Below are 19320 nucleotides of genomic sequence, written 5' to 3'. Positions count from 1 at the left end.
CCGTCGCTATCGATCGCGATGGTTGTTTTCCGCAAGTTAAAAATACAGAGAAACGCGGCGGATTTGTGCATAGGCACTGCAACATAGAAGACGGAAGATTACGACGACTTAGCTCCAGATAATGCATGCTGCAATCTGTAACTCTCTCCGGTGAATGCTAGCACGTGTGCGTGGTGACAAGCCGATCCACAAGTGCAGCTGTGAGTCTTGCGTCACCAAACACTGTGTTCCACTGGCCGAACTCCAAGTTCGAGGTCACAATCACGCTCCGCTGCTCATAGCCCTCGGAGATGACGTGGAATATCAGTTCAGCTCCGTCTTTGTGAAACGGTACAAAACCCATTTCATCGAGGATCAACAATTCAGCCTTCTGTAGTTCTCCCAAGAAGCGGTTGAGCGTCCCCGTTCGGTATTTCTCCTGTAGAAGGGCAACAAGGTCATGTACCCGAAAGAATCGTACCTCCCGTCCCTGTCGACATGCCTCTACGCCAAGTACTGTTGCTAAATGGGTCTTGCCGGTTCCCACCTTTCCGAGCATCATCACGTTCTCTTGTCGCTCGAGAAACGCCAGATCTGTTAAATACTCTTGGCTGCAGTGTACGGGAAAGGTGACGGCTGTGAAATCATAGCCATCCAGTGTCTTCATTTGTGGGTCAAGGTTCACTTGCTACGACAGCGTGTACTTCAATCTAAAAACGTAATACGGCTAAAATACACATGATTAGACCACCGATGAAGATGATTATGTATAGACCATAAAGACTCGTAAAAGCTCCGGTTATCACATCTAACGCAATGTCAATTGCAGTCATTAATAGTGACGTCTTTGAGCTATGCGTCTCGTGACTATCGTTACGATAAAGTTTTGCCATCATGTACATACTGAGCGCCATCAGTAAAACGCCGATTACCAGTAGAAGTGCAAAGACCATCATGCTTCACTCCCAATTCCTTACCTTTGCAACCTTAACAGAATTTCGTGTTTCACAACGAACACATCTCTCGTAAAACTATTCTGGAATCTTATCGGATGTTCCTACCCTTAAGCCCCACGTTAAAGTCTCGATTGGTGGTGTAAATTCTGAGGCTTGATCTTGACGAGAAAGCCATCGAGTGCAATCTACTAAAAGTGGCCAAATAATCAGTAGAGGAGGCACTCGATGGCTTCTATGGACAAGATCGCACTTTTGGAGCTGATTCGCAAGATCGGTTTGGAAGATGGAAATGTCGATTTTCTGCGGGAAGGTTTGAAGGTTCTCGTCGAAGCCGTGATGGATGCGGAAGTCAGTCAACTCATCGGTGCTGAGCGCTTTGAACGCAGCACGGAGCGCAAGAATTACCGCAATGGATACCGCCGCAGAGAGTGGGATACGAGGGTCGGAACGATTGAATTGCAAATTCCCAAGCTCCGAAAAGGCAGCTATTCCCCCAGCTTGTTAGAGCCACGGAGGAGAGCGGAGAAAGCATTGCTCAACGTCGTTCAGGAAGCCTATGTACATGGTGTGAGCACCCGTAAAGTGGACGAACTTGTGGAGTCGCTTTTTTCTTGACATTATGTAGATAGGTCTTCTACCCTATCTACATAATGTCTCGAAGATGTACCGAGTTATGGTTAATCAGTGTCGACGTAAGAGCCTAAAGAAAAGCCGTTAAGATGCATGCTCTTCAACCTCATTAAAGGAGGCAATCGATATGAACAAATTCAACGGGAGCGAGTTCCTCTACGCAGCGTTTGGAGGCAAACGGAAGGTGAATGCCTACGCCTCTTTTTTTCTCTTACTCCTCATCACGACTGGGCTAAGTTTCATCCACAACTTCCCCGTAATTGCGCATGCCTTCTCGATTATCAGCTTCTTAGGATATGCAGCTTTGGCGTCCTATGGAGTGTTTAGAGTTGTTTGCCATATTCGTAGGACAAACAAGTGACAGTATTCATCCCTGTTGCCCTCGGTTTCGTGTGTGGCCGTCTGAGGAGGTCAAACCATTGGTCAAAGCCAACCCTCGTTTCGACCTGGCTGACACATGCTCGTTGGCGACTGGGCTTCTTGTTTTCGGGATGCAATGTTAACAACACTCTAAGGATTTGCCTCTTGCACGAGAAATCCTGTTCAAAAATTACTTCCTCGCGGGAATCTTGAACCATTTTTCCGAACTTTACAGAAATAAGTTTCGTGCCCCAGACTTGATCGCCCGACAAGGTTAAGACTCTCATCTCCACACCGTTCTTTTAGATTATCGCATTTCACGTACGGACATTCGATGCGGAGTTGGAGGTTGCCATCCTGATCATTCCTTGACCTGCTATCCTTGTTGTCTAGGCATCTACAACGTACAGGAAGGGATACGGGGTGGTCGACTATTCGATTGTCAACTGTACCTTCACGTGGTCAACCTTTATGATAGCGAACACACCTGGCCAAGTTTCTTGATGAAGGAAGGATGATCGAGATGAATCCCAAGCCCGCCCGCTCTCTCTTGAATCGACCGATGCTAGAGATTGGCGGAGTACACGGCGGGGCTCGCGGTGTATCTGGCCAAGCGGAAGCGGTGACGTTGGGCCAGGTGATGGTGGAAGCAGGAGAAAATTGCAGCCTTGCGACGGATCGGCCGCTTGAGGTGTCTGCGCAACCAGACGCGTGTTCGATCCCGTCGCGACCATACCCCAGAAGCGCTTCACATCAGCAGCGAATCGCGTCACTCCTTGAGCAAGCCACTGAGACATATCCGTTTCCACATGCGGAATCACCACCTGGAATCAAACAGACGTTTTGGATAGGCGGCTCAAGGCGTAAACATTAGGGCGGATCGAAACAGGCACGATCACACAGCAATGATCTCGTATTCGGAAGACGGCAATGCCTGAACTTGCATGGGTCCCCCGATGATGCGACACTCTACCATGTCGTCCAAGTCCCGTTAAAAGGGGCTCCCGCGACCACAGAACTTCTGAGACCCGTGAAATAGAGTCTCTCATTCGTCGCTACGGCATTGTAAGTCAAAACCTTACCGCCGTTTACCTCGCCCGGCGAGTGATCTACCCTCGTCGAGCCGCCCCCACCCTCCCAAGGAATTGATCAATCCGCAGCCTGAAATCGATCTCCACCCTGTCTCGAAACACCCGGACGCATTCGATGATCGTACCGAGCATCATCTTCTTTGAATCGGACGCTTGATCGAATATAACTTAGCGATGCGGTTCTGCCCATATCCCTCTTCGACCACTAATCGATACATCAACCGCACAATATCGGCCTGCTCAGGATCAATCTCAAATTCAAGGAGTTCCTTTGCGCTTCGACGTGGTCGGCAACGTGGGTGTACTGACCACGTCCACCCATTCGAGGATCGTGGTGACACGATGGGCAATTTCCTGCCGCTGCCGTAATTGCACGTCGCGTACCAATAGCTAAATACACCAGAGCTCCAACACACGATCTCCCCCTTGAAGAGGCGATACGACTCCTGCCGCCGAGAAAGCCCTATGCACATCGATATGGCCTTTAGCGGACACAGGAAGTGCCCCTGTGCATCCGTACAATGACACTGTTGCCTTCCCTCATCATACCAAGTCATTCAAGCAGTATACGAATTTCATCGGTATCCATTGAGTCTACGGCGCAAAAGAACGCAAAAGAGCCTTTGAACACCCTATTCCGGTGTCAAAAGGCTCTCCATCTTTTTGGTGGAGGATAGGGGATTTGAACCCCTGACCCCTACGCTGCCAGCGTAGTGCTCTCCCGCTGAGCTAATCCCCCATACATAACGAAACTACGTCGCCTTTCACAGAACGAGTCTAAGTATACAACATTCTGATCCACTGCGCAATTCAAAGATGGATCGAAAAACGCGTGTTTTGATACATAGTTATGGAACATCTTGGATAACCTAAACGCAGTTTCACAGGAGGAGATGATGGTTTGAAAAAATTTCTGATCGGGGCATCGTTGGTTGGATCGCTGATCGCCGGATCTGGCTCTGTACTTGCCGCGTCGACATCGAGCGCCACAACTGGAGCTGCCGAAGCTCCGAGCCACGTATACCCTGTAAGCGCGGATGTGAGCAATGCGGGCCCGAGTGGGCCACATCAATTCGACGTCAAGTCAAGCATCCAGGTCTCTCGTGAGACGCTTCGCGAAGCATATCAGGCAAGTCACGATGCGTACACCCAAAAGCTTCAAAAGTACGCCAAATGCTCGGAGAGCGAGGCGAGAAAAGCGGTCCTGGCGGAACATCCGGGAAGCAAAATCGAGGAACTCCAACTGCGCAACATCCGGACAAGCCTGGTGTACATGGCAATCACAAGGGACGACGAAGACAAGTACCTCGTCATTGTCGACGCGGGCAACGGAAACATCTTGATGGACCGCCGTGTACCCACGCATCACGAGCGCGTGTTTGCTGACAGAGATCCGGAAGCGCATCAGGCAGAGTGATGTGCTGAGTTGCTGTCGCGACAGCGATGGCATCCGACAACTTCACAAATTGAAAGGAGCACCAGCGGATTCCCACTGGTGCTCTCGTTTTGCGCAAACAAATTAAAACGCGCGGACTTTTACTTCTTGAACTTGGATGGGACCGACGCCTCGTGGCACTTCTATCGACTCAAGGCGCTGCGCACCCAGATGTTTCGTTATGAAATCACATGCCACATTCGGATCAATTCGATCTCCGCACGTGTACACATCAATACTTGCGTATCCGTGCTCGGGAAAACTGTGAATGGTCAGGTGCGACTCAGAGATGATGACCACGCCGCTCACGCCTTGCGGAGCGAACTTGTGGAATGCAACCTCTCGAACTTCAGCCCCTGCCTCCAATGCTGCGTTCACCATGGCGCGCTCAATGCCGTGAACATCGTTCAACTTTTCCGCACTACAACCCCAAAGCTCTGCGATTACATGACGACCCATTGTGTCCATGACAAAAATCCCCCTTTAAGCCAAATCGGCCATGCCGTTGATAAGGCATGTGGAGTCGTCCCTACACCACGGGGGAAAGTTAGTCCGTCGAGGTCCTAACCCTTTAAGTGTAAGTCCAAATCCTTCTTTTGTGACGCTTCAACTCAAGCAAAGATTACGATGAGTAGTATACGGTGTGGACCTGCATTTTGCAATAAGGAATTAGATGGGCTTATGCCTTTATGGCAAGGGTGTGAACAACGCAAGCAGTAATGAAAGGCATGCAAGGCAGGTTGCGACGATGGCGCCCATTTTCCAAACCATCGGATTCCTCATCCGTTTGACGTAGAGAACTGTAAGAAGAGCCCCGCAAACGAGCCCTCCGAGATGAGCCAGCCAGTCGATCGATCCCAAGTTGCTGATATCAAGAACCACGTTCACAGCCAGCAAGATAAGCAACTGATTGCGAACGACGCCTGGCAGAACTTTGAGCATGGCCAGTTCCAACATGGCGCCAAACAGTCCAAAGATGGCACCGGAGGCACCTGCGCTGACGATATTCGACGCCAGAAACAGCCCAAGTATATTGCCGACCATTCCCGAGACAGCGTAGATGACAATCATAGAACTTGCTGTGAGGATCTCCTCGACCACGCCCAAAGTCCATAGTGAAATCATGTTGACCAACAGGTGCATGATGGTCACGTGGACAAACATCGCCGAGATAATCCGAAACCACTGTCCGTGATAGACGAGCGGCGCGTACATCGCGCCAGCGCGCAGCAAGCCGCTCGCGGAATACCCTGTTACGTTTTCCACAATCACGAACCACAAGACATTGGCCGCGATGAGAATGGACGTAACGGGACGATTCCACGGCCGGATCGAACGGATTCGCGCACTACGATACCGATTCATACGATTACCCTTCATCATGCTCGAGAACGGGGAGCATCATGCGGCCGGATCGGACAAGGTCTTCTTCCAAAACGCTGTACCCCCGCAAATACGCTTCCAGCATCCGTTCCCGGGAAAATTTCGGCAGCACGGCGGACTGGAATCGTTCGATATACGCCGATCGCTTCGTCTCGTCAGCTACCAACTCGTTGAGTGTTGAAGCCAAGGCCGCGGCGTCGCCGACAGCGACCACAGGCCCTGCCTGTCCATCCAAAAGAAGATTCCGCAAGCTGGGAATGTCCGATCCGACATTGACCGCGCCGTAGAATCCTGCCTCGAGCATCGACGTCGGCGTTCCTTCGCTCTTGGAAGGGAGAATATGGATGTCGATGGCGCCATAGAACGCGGCCATGTCCGTCTGAAAACCAAGAAAGTGAACCCGATCCTCCAACTGCAATCGGCGTGTGATGTCCTGTAGTCGATCGCGCTCGGAACCGTCACCTGCAATGAGGAGATGAACATCCGCCGCGACGTCTTTCATGGCTTCAATCAGGATATCGATGTTCTTGACCGGATCGAGGCGAGCCGCAATCCCGATCAACGTCGTCGAAGCCGGCAGCCCGAGTTGCTGCTGCCACCATTCGCGGTAGTACGTCCGGGGCCGATCGAGCGGCGTCAGATGAACGGCGTTAGGGACCTCCAACACTGTCTTCACGGGCAAAATATCGGCGAGCGCAGGTTGGATGACAAACAGCCCAAACGCTTGTTTCAGGCTCCACAAATGGAGTTTAGGATACAGAAATGATTTCAAGCGACTGCCGAGAAAGTCATAAAGAGGATGGCTGTGAATGGTTGCAGTCCACGGCACCTTTGATCTGCGGGACGCAAAGGACGTCAAAATATTCAAGCGCGGCCCATGCGAGTGAATTAACCACACATTGCGAGCGACAGCCATCTCCGCAAGCCTCGCGACACACGAAACGGGAGGTTCCTCGATGACTTCCATCGGAACTTCCGCATGACGAACCGCCTGTTCAAGTGGACCATGGCCCAGACTGACAAACAAATATCGATTGCGAATGCCTGAAGCTGCGACAGCCTCGGCAAACGTGCGAATATGCGAAGCGGCTCCACCCACTTCGTCACCTGCGAAAAAGACCATCAACGTCCGCAAACCAGTTCCCCCGATGTTACGATTACGAGGGACGATGTCCCTGTTTGGTATGTGCTTGAAGGTACGCTTCCAAGTCCTCGTCGTCGAATCTGAGTCGATCCCGATAGAGAAACAGATAATCTACGGACGTCTCCAAAACTTCGGCGGCGAACGAAAGCATGTGGTTGCGCCGAACCGTTGGATCGGGCCAAACATGTTCAAATCGGGCGTTGATTCTGCGAAATTGCTCTTCCGTCATACAAGGAATCAAATGTACGAATGCCTCGTTTGGCAATTCCAAAATGTCGTAGTTCCTGCCGTCGTATTCGATGTTCACACCTAATCGCATGCACAAATCATCCTTATCGTGCGTTTGCGCGTACTGAATCGTTCGGCACGGCGCGATCATCATCAAGTATAGCGAATGCCCTTTCGACATACAAACCTTCCGAACACGTGAGAATCCACCTGCATATGCGTAAAATAGAAATGCAGCCGCCAGAAGTGTGCAACGCATGCAACGCGCGTTTTCAACGAACGAACGAGTTTCAAACGAAAGGGTGTTGGTCCATGAATACGCTGAAAACTTGGACGCTCATGGCCGTCCTGACTGTCATCCTCGTCATCATTGGCCGCGCCATTGGCGGACCGCGAGGAATGCTCATCTTCCTCCTGTTCTCCATCGCAATGAACGCGTTCGCATACTGGACAAGCGGCACCATGGCCATCCGGATGACGAGAAGCTATCCTGTGACGGAGGCAGAGGCGCCAGAATTGTACGCCATCGTGCGGCGGCTTGCGCAGCGCGCTCAACTGCCAATGCCTGAGATCTACATCACGCCGTCGCCTCAGGCGAATGCATTTGCGACTGGCAGAAACCCGCAGAACGCCAAAGTGGCGGTTACAGAAGGCATTCTTCAACTGCTGTCCCCGCGCGAACTCGAAGGCGTACTTGCGCACGAGATGGCTCACGTCAAAAATTATGACATCTTGATCAGTTCCATGGCGGCCGTGATGGCAGGCGCTATCACAAGTATCGCAAATCTACTGCAGTGGTCGATGTGGTTTGGGGATGATCGCGAAAACAACAACAACGTCGCGGCCGAAATCGCCATCATGATTCTCGGTCCCATTGCCGCGACGCTGATTCAGTTGGCGATATCGAGATCGCGCGAGTATCGCGCCGATGAGGTTGGCGCAAGGCTGGTTGGCGACGGCAATCCGCTGGCGGATGCCTTGGAGCGCCTTGAATACGCGAAAGGCCCATCCATGGAAGGATACTGGAGTCCATCCACCGCGCACCTGTTCATTACAAACCCGTTCCGGGGAGAAGGGCTGTTCCAATTGTTCAGCACTCACCCGCCCATGGCAGAACGAATCCGCCGTCTCCGGAACATGCGCATCCACAACGCGTTTTGATGGGAACCGGCCCAGCCCGCTTTTAGGGTTACTCGTACCGCAGCGCGTCGATTGGATCGAGGCGCGCTGCTTTGTTGGCTGGGTACAAACCGCAGATCACGCCGATCACGGCGGAAAATAGGAAACTCAACACGGAAATTGGCCAGGACACGTACGTGGGCACACCAGTGACCACACTCACGGCAACGCCGACGCCACTCCCGAGCAAGATGCCGGCGAGACCGCCAATCGTCGTGATGGTCATCGACTCGATGAGAAATTGCAGCAGAATTGCCCCTCTCGTAGCGCCCAGCGACATGCGAATCCCTATCTCCTGCGTCCGCTCCGTCACCGAGACCAGCATGATGTTCATCACGCCCACGCCCCCGACCAACAGCGCGATGCCGGCAATGGCTCCGATCACGATGGTCAATATTGTCGTCACCTTTTGCACCGTCCCTGCGATCCCAGCGAGAAAGCCAGACGAATCTTCAAATGCGCCCGCGTTCCCCGCATGGATGTTGAGCGCTGTGACAATCCGCTTCGCCAGTTGATCGCGGTTTGCGCCAGGCTCAATCTGAACGTCCATCTCGCTGATGCCCCAATTGGGGTATAAATCGCGGCACGTGGTGGCGGGCATATACAGGTAGTCGGAGCCGAGGAACAGCGAAAACAGATTCGCTTCCTGGGACTGCGCCACACCGATGACTTGGAGCGGCGTTCCTTGGACCATCACAGTGGCGCCGATGGGATTGCCGTTGCCGAACAGTTTTGCAGCGAGCGACGTGCTCAGCACCGCGACTTTGCGGTGGGCAATCACGTCGGGGGTCTGAAACATGTGACCCTCAATGACCGTAAACCTGGCCAAATCGTCGAGATCGCTCGGCCCAGCCTCGATGGACACGTTCGCCGTTCGAGACGACGTCGACACGGTGCTGGTGCCGTAGATGGTGTAATTGACCTGCGAGACTCCTTGGAAACTTTGCGCGATGCTGAAGTCCTCATCGTCGATCGACAACACTTGCCCTGGCTGCGGCAGTCCTGGAGCAACCAACTCGCTTGGAATGATCTCAATCGTATCCTGCAGATTCTGGTTTGCGATAGCGCCGAGTACAGCGGCTTTGCCGCCATTGCCAATGGCGACGATCGCGATGATGGACGCCACGCCAATCAGGATGCCGAGCATGGTGAGAAACGACCGCAGTTTATTCGTCAGCAACGAGGAAAAGGCCATGCGAAACATCTCAAGCACGTTCATGGCGCATGCACCTCGTCAACAATAACCCCGTCCACGATGTGAATCGTGCGATTGGCGACGGCAGCCACATTGGGATCGTGCGTGATGATGGCGATGGTCGTTCCGGCGGCGTTCAACCGTTGAAGAAGCTCCATGATTTCCCGCCCGGTCTTTTGATCCAAGGCGCCAGTCGGCTCATCGGCCAGAATCAGCCGAGGATTGTTGGCCAGCGCGCGTGCGATGGCGACCCGCTGCTTCTGCCCTCCTGAGAGCGCCGACGGCCAATGGAACGCCCGCTCGTGAAGCCCCACTTGGCCAAGTAGTTCGAGTGCGCGGCTACGCCGCTCCCCACGCCCGATCCCGCCGTAAAGCATCGGCAATTCGACGTTACGCACCGCGTTCATGCGGGGCAGCAGATGAAAATTTTGAAAGACAAAGCCAATTGACTGGTTTCGCATGCGAGCGAGCTGGGGCTTGCTCAACGCGGATGTATCCTGTCCGTCGAACACGTACGTTCCCGAACTTGGCGCATCCAGCAAACCCATGATATGCATGAGCGTCGATTTTCCACTGCCCGACGGGCCCATGATGGATACGAACTCTCCGTCTTCGATGCGGAGATCGATCCCCTTTAACACCGTCAACGTGTCGGCTCCATTGGCATAACGCTTCACGACCTGACGAAGCTCAATCACTGGCTATTCACCGCCTCGCCGTTCACCAATCCGCTGGGTGGATTGTCAACAACGACTTGTCCCGCCTTCAGACCTGATACCACCTGTACGGCGCTGTCGTTTGTGATGCCGAGCGTCACCGGGATCAAACGCACGCGATTGTGGTCGATCACGTACACATCGTAGTTCGTTCCCTGCTGAACGAGCGCGCTGTACGGAACGGTTGGAACAGGCGCCGTGGCAGCGGATGTGATTTGGCAGTTTACTTGGTATCCATACGGCACTGGAAACTGGCCGGAAGGCTGGATCAGTACCTGAACCTGCGATGACCCTGAACTGGATACGCTGGCAAACGGGGCGACTTGTGTCACCTTGCCTACGAACGTGGCGTTTGGATAGGCGTCGCTGGTCATGGTCACCTTCATCCCGGGATGCGTCTGCACCGCGTCCACTTCCGATAATTCGACCACCACTTGCTTGCCAGGCCCAACCAACTCGATGATGGGCGACTGGTTCCCGCTCGCGTCAATGCCATCTGGTGTCGCGACGAGAATGGTTCCAGCAAAATTGGCTTTGATCACCGTGGCCGCCAGCTGTTGCTGCGCCTGCGCGAGTTGCTGTTTGGCTTCTACGACAGCGGACTCTGTCGAATCGACTTGCGGCAGCCACAGTGCCTGCAGCGGACCGGGGGCGGATTGATAGCCCTGCAGTGCGCGTTCGTACGCCAAATTCGCTTGCTGCAAAGCCATTTCCGCCTGTGTGACGGCGGCGTTCGCAGACGCTGTGTTCAATTGAAGGAGCGTTTGACCTTTCTGAACATGCTCGCCCACGTGGACATACAAACGCTGTACAGGCGAGGGCAAGTCGCCAGGGTTGATCAATTGACGTTGGATTGGTCGCACATCGCCGGATGACACGATGACCCGCCGCATTTTCTGCAGACTCACGGTGGTCGTTTGCACTGTAGGAATTCGATGATGAGACCTCCACACAAAAACGGCAACCAAAGCGGCGATGGCCAATAGGATCGCGATCGCAATCACGACATACCACGCACGCCGCCTCGGTCGAGTGACTTCTGGGGTCACGCGACTCCCTCCCGGGCATCAAACATACGTATAAAATACCACACGTCCTGCGGATTACCCATCGCACCACACTGACATAACCTGTACATCGATGTCGTACATATGGACAAGGGAGTTGAAACGGATCGAAGCGAGGGAATCCAATGACTGCGCTGAATAGTAAAATCGTGTGCCGAATCCTCGGTTGGCTGTTCCTCGCGCTGGGCGGGACAGGTCTTACCGTCGGGGACGTGGGATCGTACCTGCATTTCACGCCAACCGAATCGTATATCAGCCTGGGACTTGGACTGGTCAGCGTCGCTGCCGCCCGACGCAGACGGCGTGTGTCTGCCGTGGCGGCGCTTGTAACTGGTTTGGTGTATCTTGCCTGGGGAACATCAGGTATGTTCTTCCAGCATCCAGTCATCGGCAGCCCTGAGCCGCTCGACGCCCTCATACGCGAGCTGGCTGCCATATGGGGACTCGGAACGGCAAGCCACGAAGCGTGGCTGTGGCGAAGACAAATATCTTCCGCTTCTTAAAGACGCGTCGCCGGACATACTACCCACGAACGCCTAACAGCATGGGAGGTATGTCGAATGAAGTTGCAACAGATCATGACCACCAATGTCGAGTGTTGTTGCGGCACCGACTCCATTCAAAAGGCAGCGCAGGCGATGAAGCACTACAACTGCGGTTCCATTCCAGTTTGTGATAACAAACGTGTCATTGGTGTCATCACGGATCGCGATATCGTCCTGAAAGCCGTTGCCAAAGGCAAAGCCGACTGCCGCGTAGAGGAATGTATGACCAACACGGTCGTCACGGCCACACCTGACATGGATGCGCACGAGGCCGCTGATCTGATGGCTCAGCACCAAATTCGCCGCCTGCCTGTCGTCAATGCGCAAAACGAACTCTGCGGCATCGTCTCCATTGGCGACCTCGCAACGGTGGATATTCACATCAACGAAGCCGGAGACGCGCTCAGCAAAATCTCGACGCGGACGGAAACGCAGAACAACGTGCTACATTAATCGACTTCATGGCTCGACTTTTCATTGAGATTGAAACGAGGACTGCCTGTGCAAACAGGCAGTCTTTTCGTTGCGCGATGACTGACGACTTGTGGCCTATAAGAAAAAGGCTGCCCAAATAATGGCAGCCTTCCGAACTTCAATCGATTTATTCCGTTGTGCTTTCCGTGACGCCTTCGGCCAAACGCTGTTGAGCGTAAGCGACCAGTTTGCGGGTGATGCTGCCGCCGATTGAGCCATTTTCAAAGGACGAGACAAATCCCCAGTATCCGTCCGATGGCGGTGTAATGCCGAGTTCTCCCGCAATTTCGTACTTCAAATCCTGAAGTGCCCGTGACGCTTGCGACAACAACAATCGGTTGTTATTTGCCATTGTACATCCCTCCCCACGCGTATGGTTCCCGCATGGACTGGCTGTAGCCTATGGGATGATGACCTGTTTAACCAATGCTTGGCTCAGCGTTGGCTGAGCGGTACATACGTCAAATCGACCTTGCCGACATACTCGGCGCGCGGTCTGATCAGACGATTGTTACGATACTGTTCAAGCACGTGCGCAGACCATCCAGCGATGCGGCTGCAAGCGAAGATCGGTGTGTACAGGTGCGTTGGGATGCCCATGGAGTAGTACGTCGATGCCGAGTAAAAATCGACATTTGCGTTCAGACCCTTTGTCTCTTTGACGTACCGCTCGATGATTTGCGACATCTCGAACCACTTGGTATCGCCAGCCCGTTCTCCAGCTTCCTTGCTCAATCGACGCAGGTGCGTCGCCCGCGGATCTTCCGTGCGATAAACGCGGTGACCAAAGCCCATGATCTTCGCCTTGTTGTCGAGCGCGTTCTTGATCCACTCGCGCGCTTTTTCCTTTTCCCCGATGGTCAACAACATTTTCATGACCTGTTCGTTGGCACCGCCATGGAGCGGTCCCTTGAGTGTCCCAACGGCCGACGTGATCGCCGAATACATGTCGGAGAGCGTTCCCGCAGTAACCCGAGCAGAGAATGTGGAAGCGTTTAATTCGTGATCAGCATGCAAGATGAGCGCCGTGTTAAACGCGCGTTCTTCGAACTCACTGGGCTTCTCGCCGCGAAGTTGATAAAAGAAACTGGATGCCGCAGACAATTCCGGAAGTGGATCAATGGGATCCAAACCTTGTCGAATACGTTCATAGGAGGTCACAATCGTGGGGATTTGAGCCACAAGGCGCGTTGCTTTACGAACGTTTGCTTCGATGGATTCATCGCCGTTGTCCGGATCATACAACCCTAAATCCGATACGGCGGTGCGAAGAATTTCCATGGCGTTTGCCTGTTTTGGAGCCGATTTGAGGAATGCCATGACTTCCTCAGGAAGTTTTCGGTTTGCCGCGATCTCGGCGGTGAATTCCGACAATTCGCTTTGATTCGGCAGTTTGCCGTGCCACAGCAAGTAGACCACTTCTTCAAAACTTGCGCCGCCATTGACGAGATCGTGTATATCGTACCCTTGATAAATCAACCGGCCATCTTTACCGTCCACAAAACAAATTTCTGACGTATTGGCGACCACATCTTCCAACCCGGCTTTAAATCCTGAATCGGCTGCCATAGAGCAGAAACCTCCTCATCCCAGTTGCATTCCAGATTTCATTGTTTCACGTAGTGAAACGCCGCATTCAAACGCATGTCGTCATTATACTACAACATTGTATACGCTCAAAAACCGTTACAGAGGATGCCTGAAAAAGGTTACACGAACGCCATCACACCAGCGACCAGCAACAAAACGACGCCGGACAGTTTATCTGGCGAAACAGAGATGCGCTTGCCAAGAAACCTTCCAAGCTCGAGGCCAGCCAGTGTCATCAGCAGGCTGATAACGCCAAAGACGATCGCAGCCAGTCCCAACGGCGCGTCAAACATGCCGACGCCAAATCCGACGGTAAGGTTGTCCAAGGACAGCGCGATGGCCAAAAACAAAATTTTTGCCCCTTGCGCCCGCGCCGCACGGCTGGCTTCGTCTTCGCCGTTGTCTTTGCGCAGGAGGCTGTACAATGCCATGATGACAAGCACGGCGATGCCGATGTACTTCGCCTTCTGGCCAATTCCGCCAGCGACAGATTCGCCGATGACCATCCCGATGATGGGCATGATGGCCTCGAAGACGGCGAATATGATCGCGGTTCGGAACTGTTGGCCCCTCGTCAGTTGCGAAGTGCCGAGCGCTACGGACGTCAGGGCATTGTTAGCCCCCATTGCGATGCCAAACAATATCAGTTGCCAAATCAGTGGTGGTCACTCCTCAGGTGATGCGTGCAACTGCTCCTTCGAGCCGCGCTCTGAACGCCAGATGGAACTCGTCGGCACTCGAAAAAAGCGAAGGGCGTCACCAACAAACGATTGGGTTCCGATGCACAAGACGAGATCGGGTGGCTGTGCACGATCCACAGCCGACGAAAGAGCCGTCTCGACAGATGGAATGACGTCCACCCGGCCTGCGAATGATCCAACATGTGTCAACAGGTCTCGCGTGTACGACAGATGTCGATTCGAACTCGTTGTAAACACGATTTCGTCCACGACTGGGCTGAGTGTCCGAAGTACGCCGGGCGCATCCTTGTCGTCTGGCAGCGAGAAGATTGCGACGACTCGTCCCATCGGGCCATTCGCCTGATGTTCCTCCACCCAGCGCCGGACAAAACGCGCGTTGACCTCGTGGATGGAGCCATCGATCACGATGGTCGGACTGTGCTGTATCACTTGCAGCCGCCCGGGCTGAACCATGTCCGTGAGATCGACTTCAATGGCGCGACCATTCCGCCAATCGGTGGAATACGGCGCCTGGCCCGCCGAGCGATTGCGAATTGCCATTGCGGCAGCGACCAAAGCGACACCCACGTTTTCGTAAAACGGACGCAAGGCTGTGCCAATTCGCGCACGGTGCGTCCAATCGCCGTACGTTGCCTCGACGATCGCGGTGTCTTCGTCGCCCGCGCGCAGATCCACATGAATGTCTTGATCCAGATATATCCGGTGCGCCGGTGCGGCAGAAGCGTACATATCCATCCACTTTTGGACGAAGGCTTCTTGCCGGTAACTGACGGCAAAACGCGTATCCTCGGTGAGAATACCCATTTTTTCACGCACCACGTCTTCCCACGTCGGTCCAAGCCGATCCAAATGCTCGGGAAAAATAGGTGCAATCACAGCGCCCTGATGCACGACTTGATTGACGTCGTCGTGAAGCGCGCCGCGGCCGAGTTCATACACATTGAAATCCGTATGACAGTCCCGAAAAAACAATGCCGCGACTGCCGCGACCAAGCCCACCGGTCCTATGTACTCGTCGTCGGGAACGTCGAACTGGCGAACAACTTCCTGCACGACACGCACCCATCGGAGAAACGCTTCCTCTGAGATGATTTCGCCCTGTACGCGAATCCGTTCGAGAAAATCGACTAGGTGCGGACTTGTAAACAGTCCTACGCGAAACCCAAGCCGCTGAAGAATACCTGCCACAAGGATGGAGTGCGAACCCTTGCCTTTGCTCCCCGTCACAGCGATGTTGAAACCTTCGTGATCCGGGTTGCCCAGTTGGTCGAGAATACGTCTCGTCCAATGCGGATTGCGCACATCTCTGTCGTATCCCGTGTGACGTTCCTTGGTCAGCCGGCCATACGACGCATACACAAAATGAATCGCTTCAGTCACTTGTTCGGCTAACGTCTGAGCCACCCATGGTCCCCCGCTCTCCGAACCCAGTGTACCACATCTGGACAGCGCTTTGCCGACAGGGTTTGTCTATTCCAATCTGTCCAAAAAGCAAAGAGAGCTTGCCCAAAGACAAGCTCTCCGACTCGATGGGAAACGCCTTAATAGACGAACTGGTACGCCTTGCGTTTCGCCTCGTACGCTTCGATCTCGGCTTGATACTGCAAGGTGAGCCCGATGTCGTCGAGACCGTTCATCAGCATATATTTCTTGTGCGAATCGACATCGAACGCGATCCTCTGACCATGGTCGGTTTCCAGCACCTGATCGGCCAAATTGACCGTCATGCGCTCCCATTCTCCGCGCTCGTGCGACTGTGCCAATTCATTGCGGACCTGCTGGTCGATCACGATCGGCAGCACGCCGTTTTTGAAGCAATTGTTGAAAAAGATATCCGCGATGGACGGCGCGATCACGACGCGGAAGCCGTAGTCCTGCAACGCCCACACGGCGTGTTCCCGAGAAGATCCGCAGCCGAAGTTCGCGTCTGCCAGCAAAATGCTCGCGCCTTGCGCCCGCTCCGTGTTCAATTCAAAGGAAGGCCGCGGATTGCCATTCGGCTCATAACGCCAGTCGTAGAACAGAAACTCGCCGAAACCGTCGCGCTCGATTCGCTTCAGGAATTGCTTCGGAATGATCTGGTCTGTATCCACATTGACGCGGTTCATGCAAACGACTTTACCCTCGTGTTTTACCAACGGTTCCATCAGGCAGTGACTCCTTCCACTTCAAACGTGCGAACGTCGACGAAATGTCCCGCAATCGCCGCAGCCGCAGCCATTGCCGGGCTCACGAGGTGCGTCCGCGCACCGCGCCCCTGGCGACCCTCAAAGTTCCGATTCGATGTCGAGGCCGAACGCTCACCCGCTGGGATGATGTCAGGATTCATTCCCAAGCACATGCTGCAGCCCGGTTCACGCCATTCGAATCCTGCTTCCTTGAAAATTTTGTCCAGTCCCTCGGCTTCTGCCTGTTGCTTCACCTGTTTCGATCCCGGCACGACCATCGCATGAACGCCGTCCGCCACTTTGCGGCCCTTCACAACGGCCGCCGCAAGACGCAGATCTTCGATGCGCGCGTTTGTGCACGATCCGATGAAAACGTGCTGAATGGGAATATCGCTGATTCGGGTGCCTGGCTCCAAACCCATGTACTCCAGGGCCTGAGCGATGGCACGCCTCTCCACATCCGACTTCGCGTCAGCAGGATTTGGCACAAAACCATTGACACTGCCGCCCTGCCCCGGGTTGGTTCCCCAAGTCACCTGCGGTTCAAGATCGTCGATATCGAAGACGATGTCGACATCGAACTGCGCGTCGGCATCCGACCGAAGTTCCTTCCATTCGGCGACGGCGGCTTCCCACGCTTCACCCTGCGGCGCGTGCGCGCGGCCCTTCACGTACTCGATGGTCGTTTCGTCCGGCGCGATGAGTCCGGCACGTGCGCCGAATTCGATGGACATGTTGCAAATGGTCATGCGCTGTTCCATAGACAAGCTAGGAATCAACGTTCCCGCGTATTCGATGACGTGACCCGTTCCGAAGTTCACGCCGTACTTGGCGATCAGGCCCAGAATCACGTCCTTCGCCGTAATGCCAGGTTTGAGCGAGCCGTTGAGTTGGACCCGCATCGTCTTGGGATGGGTCTGCCACAGGCATTGGGTTGCCAACACATGTTCCACTTCGCTGGTGCCGATGCCAAACGCCAACGCGCCAAACGCGCCATGTGTCGACGTGTGACTGTCTCCGCAAACAATCGTCTTGCCAGGCAAGGTCAAGCCAAGTTCCGGCCCAATCACGTGGACGATCCCCTGATGCGGGCTGTCCAAATCCGCCAGAGACACGTTGAAGTCTCGACAGTTTTCCATCAATGTTTCAATTTGTTTCTTCGCGATGGCGTCCCGGACGTCCGATGGATTGACGGTCGGAACGTTGTGGTCCATCGTGGCGTAGGTCTGGGTCGGCTGGCGCACGGAGCGGTTGGCGAACCGAAGTCCAGCAAACGCCTGCGGCGACGTAACCTCGTGAACGAGGTGCAGATCAATGTACAGCAGGGCCTGGCCATCCTCAAGTTGCTTCACCACGTGCGCATCCCAAATTTTCTGAAAAAGTGTCTTCCCCATTATCGGTTCAACCTCCCTTGTACGTCTTCGCGGACCAGTCGGCTCATTTCCTCGGTCCCTACCCAATCGTTCGAAGTTCCGGCGAGATCGCGAGTACGTACGCCCTGTTCGATCACGCCGAGCACCGCCGCCTCAATTTCGCTGGCGACTTCACCCAGGTTCAACGAGTGGCGAAGCAGCATGGCGACGGAAAGGAACGTCGCGAGCGGATTCGCGACACCCGTGCCAGCGATATCCGGCGCGGAACCATGCACAGGTTCGTAAAGCCCCGGCCCCCCTGCGCCAATGCTCGCCGACGGCAGCATGCCAATGGATCCCGTCAAGACCGCGGCCTCGTCACTCAGAATGTCGCCGAACATGTTCTCTGTGACCAACACATCGAAGCTGCTCGGGCGTGTGACCAGTTGCATCGCGGCGTTGTCGACCAACACGTGATCGACCGCGACATCGGGATACTCGCCCGCCAATTCGTTCACAATCTCACGCCACATGCGGCTCGATTCCAGCACGTTCGCCTTGTCGACCGAAGTCAGTTTTTTGCGCCTGCCCTGGGCCAACTCGAACGCCTGGCGGACGACCCGCTCAATCTCCTGCCGCGTGTAGTACAGCGTATCCACCACGGCGTTGCCGTCTTCCACCCGGGCTTTCGGCTGCCCGAAGTAGAGCCCGCCAGTCAACTCGCGCACAATCAGCATGTCGACGCCTTCAAGCAACTCCGGCTTGAGCGGCGAGGCGAGCATCAGACCAGGCCAGGTCCGAATCGGCCGCAGGTTCGCAAACACGTTCAAACGTTTGCGAATGGCCAACAAACCAGCCTCCGGACGAAGGTGGCCCGGCAAGTTATCCCACTTTGGGCCGCCGACGGCGCCAAGCAGAACAGCGTCCGCTTGCAGGCATTTTTCCACCGTTTCCTCCGGCAGCGGAGACCCGGTCTGCTCGTATGCCGAACCGCCAATCAAGGCTTCGTCGAGATCGAATTGCTCGCCAATCGCCGCAGCGACATCTTCCAACAGGCGGCGCGCTTCACGCGTCACTTCTTGCCCTATGCCATCGCCTGGTAAAATTACGATACGTTTTGCCATGTT

At 54.5% G+C, this 19320-nt stretch carries 19 protein-coding genes, 1 tRNA gene and 2 pseudogenes; 6 read left to right on the top strand and 16 right to left on the bottom strand.

Going from position 1 to position 19320, the window contains the following annotated elements:
- Window positions 1-98 precede the first annotated feature (98 nt).
- Window positions 99-652 (bottom strand): annotated as a pseudogene (gene istB / locus AAC01S_RS02465) (IS21-like element helper ATPase IstB); the annotation flags it as partial.
- Window positions 653-1160: 508 nt separating this feature from the next.
- Here istB and AAC01S_RS02455 point away from each other — a divergent pair.
- Both AAC01S_RS02455 and AAC01S_RS19520 read left to right on the top strand, forming a co-directional pair.
- Window positions 1161-1541 (top strand): annotated as a pseudogene (locus tag AAC01S_RS02455) (transposase); the annotation flags it as partial.
- A gap of 907 nt (window positions 1542-2448) precedes the next feature.
- Entirely contained in the window at window positions 2449-2799 is a 351-nt protein-coding gene (locus AAC01S_RS19520; protein WP_169793990.1) for a hypothetical protein, read from the top strand.
- A gap of 881 nt (window positions 2800-3680) precedes the next feature.
- On the opposite strand, the gene AAC01S_RS02445 is transcribed toward AAC01S_RS19520, so the two are convergent.
- A tRNA-Ala gene (locus AAC01S_RS02445) sits at window positions 3681-3755 on the bottom strand.
- Window positions 3756-3917: 162 nt separating this feature from the next.
- On the opposite strand from AAC01S_RS02445, the gene AAC01S_RS02440 reads away from it, so the two are divergent.
- Window positions 3918-4433, top strand: coding sequence for a PepSY domain-containing protein (locus AAC01S_RS02440; protein WP_245630035.1), 516 nt, complete (start codon window positions 3918-3920; stop codon window positions 4431-4433).
- Between the two features lie 102 nt (window positions 4434-4535).
- On the opposite strand, the gene speD is transcribed toward AAC01S_RS02440, so the two are convergent.
- The 4 genes from speD to AAC01S_RS02420 all read right to left on the bottom strand — a co-directional run bounded on the left by speD (window position 4536) and on the right by AAC01S_RS02420 (window position 7297).
- Window positions 4536-4919: an adenosylmethionine decarboxylase gene (gene speD, locus AAC01S_RS02435; protein ID WP_067618212.1), complete on the bottom strand. Its 384-nt coding sequence runs from the start codon at window positions 4917-4919 to the stop codon at window positions 4536-4538.
- 219 nt (window positions 4920-5138) lie between these two features.
- Window positions 5139-5816: a rhomboid family intramembrane serine protease gene (locus tag AAC01S_RS02430; protein WP_083511441.1), complete on the bottom strand. Its 678-nt coding sequence runs from the start codon at window positions 5814-5816 to the stop codon at window positions 5139-5141.
- Between the two features lie 4 nt (window positions 5817-5820).
- Window positions 5821-6969, bottom strand: coding sequence for a glycosyltransferase family 4 protein (locus tag AAC01S_RS02425; protein ID WP_245630034.1), 1149 nt, complete (start codon window positions 6967-6969; stop codon window positions 5821-5823).
- A 22-nt stretch (window positions 6970-6991) separates the two neighbouring features.
- A complete protein-coding gene (locus tag AAC01S_RS02420; RefSeq protein WP_067618260.1) occupies window positions 6992-7297 on the bottom strand; it encodes a hypothetical protein in 306 nt (101 codons plus the stop codon).
- Window positions 7298-7518: 221 nt separating this feature from the next.
- Here AAC01S_RS02420 and AAC01S_RS02415 point away from each other — a divergent pair, with 221 nt between their 5' ends.
- On the top strand, window positions 7519-8367 hold the full coding sequence (locus AAC01S_RS02415) for a zinc metalloprotease HtpX (RefSeq protein WP_067618257.1): 849 nt from the start codon (window positions 7519-7521) through the stop codon (window positions 8365-8367).
- Between the two features lie 28 nt (window positions 8368-8395).
- On the opposite strand, the gene AAC01S_RS02410 is transcribed toward AAC01S_RS02415, so the two are convergent.
- The 3 genes from AAC01S_RS02410 to AAC01S_RS02400 are packed head-to-tail and all read right to left on the bottom strand — an operon-like array spanning window position 8396 to window position 11345.
- Window positions 8396-9604, bottom strand: coding sequence for an ABC transporter permease (locus tag AAC01S_RS02410; RefSeq protein ID WP_067618209.1), 1209 nt, complete (start codon window positions 9602-9604; stop codon window positions 8396-8398).
- Window positions 9601-10278 (bottom strand): ABC transporter ATP-binding protein, encoded by a 678-nt coding sequence (locus AAC01S_RS02405; RefSeq protein ID WP_067618206.1) that lies wholly within the window; start codon window positions 10276-10278, stop codon window positions 9601-9603. Before AAC01S_RS02405 ends, AAC01S_RS02410 begins: the two co-directional genes overlap by 4 nt.
- Window positions 10275-11345: an efflux RND transporter periplasmic adaptor subunit gene (locus AAC01S_RS02400; RefSeq protein ID WP_067618201.1), complete on the bottom strand. Its 1071-nt coding sequence runs from the start codon at window positions 11343-11345 to the stop codon at window positions 10275-10277. The genes AAC01S_RS02405 and AAC01S_RS02400 overlap by 4 nt, the downstream gene beginning before the upstream one ends.
- 143 nt (window positions 11346-11488) lie before the next feature.
- Here AAC01S_RS02400 and AAC01S_RS02395 point away from each other — a divergent pair, with 143 nt between their 5' ends.
- Both AAC01S_RS02395 and AAC01S_RS02390 read left to right on the top strand, forming a co-directional pair.
- Window positions 11489-11866 (top strand): hypothetical protein, encoded by a 378-nt coding sequence (locus AAC01S_RS02395; RefSeq protein ID WP_067618198.1) that lies wholly within the window; start codon window positions 11489-11491, stop codon window positions 11864-11866.
- 57 nt (window positions 11867-11923) lie between these two features.
- Window positions 11924-12361, top strand: a complete 438-nt coding sequence (locus AAC01S_RS02390) for a CBS domain-containing protein (protein ID WP_067618195.1) — start codon at window positions 11924-11926, stop codon at window positions 12359-12361.
- Between the two features lie 148 nt (window positions 12362-12509).
- Here AAC01S_RS02390 and AAC01S_RS02385 read toward each other — a convergent pair whose 3' ends face one another.
- The 7 genes from AAC01S_RS02385 to leuB all read right to left on the bottom strand — a co-directional run bounded on the left by AAC01S_RS02385 (window position 12510) and on the right by leuB (window position 19317).
- A complete protein-coding gene (locus AAC01S_RS02385; protein ID WP_067618192.1) occupies window positions 12510-12734 on the bottom strand; it encodes an alpha/beta-type small acid-soluble spore protein in 225 nt (74 codons plus the stop codon).
- Between the two features lie 83 nt (window positions 12735-12817).
- The gene (locus AAC01S_RS02380) at window positions 12818-13951 is read right to left on the bottom strand and encodes a citrate synthase (RefSeq protein ID WP_067618189.1); all 1134 of its coding nucleotides are present in this window, start codon (window positions 13949-13951) and stop codon (window positions 12818-12820) included.
- 140 nt (window positions 13952-14091) lie between these two features.
- The gene (locus AAC01S_RS02375; protein WP_174520811.1) at window positions 14092-14598 is read right to left on the bottom strand and encodes a manganese efflux pump MntP; all 507 of its coding nucleotides are present in this window, start codon (window positions 14596-14598) and stop codon (window positions 14092-14094) included.
- A gap of 39 nt (window positions 14599-14637) precedes the next feature.
- Window positions 14638-16077 carry a glutamate ligase domain-containing protein gene (locus AAC01S_RS02370; protein ID WP_245630033.1) on the bottom strand — a complete coding sequence of 480 codons (1440 nt, stop codon included), beginning with the start codon at window positions 16075-16077 and terminating at the stop codon, window positions 14638-14640.
- Between the two features lie 137 nt (window positions 16078-16214).
- Window positions 16215-16820 (bottom strand): 3-isopropylmalate dehydratase small subunit, encoded by a 606-nt coding sequence (gene leuD / locus AAC01S_RS02365; protein ID WP_067618180.1) that lies wholly within the window; start codon window positions 16818-16820, stop codon window positions 16215-16217.
- The gene (gene leuC, locus AAC01S_RS02360; protein WP_067618177.1) at window positions 16820-18235 is read right to left on the bottom strand and encodes a 3-isopropylmalate dehydratase large subunit; all 1416 of its coding nucleotides are present in this window, start codon (window positions 18233-18235) and stop codon (window positions 16820-16822) included. The genes leuD and leuC overlap by 1 nt, the downstream gene beginning before the upstream one ends.
- The gene (gene leuB, locus AAC01S_RS02355) at window positions 18235-19317 is read right to left on the bottom strand and encodes a 3-isopropylmalate dehydrogenase (RefSeq protein WP_067618174.1); all 1083 of its coding nucleotides are present in this window, start codon (window positions 19315-19317) and stop codon (window positions 18235-18237) included. The genes leuC and leuB overlap by 1 nt, the downstream gene beginning before the upstream one ends.
- Window positions 19318-19320: the final 3 nt, after the last annotated feature.

Source organism: Alicyclobacillus acidiphilus NBRC 100859 (assembly GCF_001544355.1).
GTDB classification, from domain to species: domain Bacteria; phylum Bacillota; class Bacilli; order Alicyclobacillales; family Alicyclobacillaceae; genus Alicyclobacillus; species Alicyclobacillus acidiphilus.
Note: the sequence above shows the minus strand (reverse complement) of the source record. Positions and strands in the feature narration are given on the sequence as shown.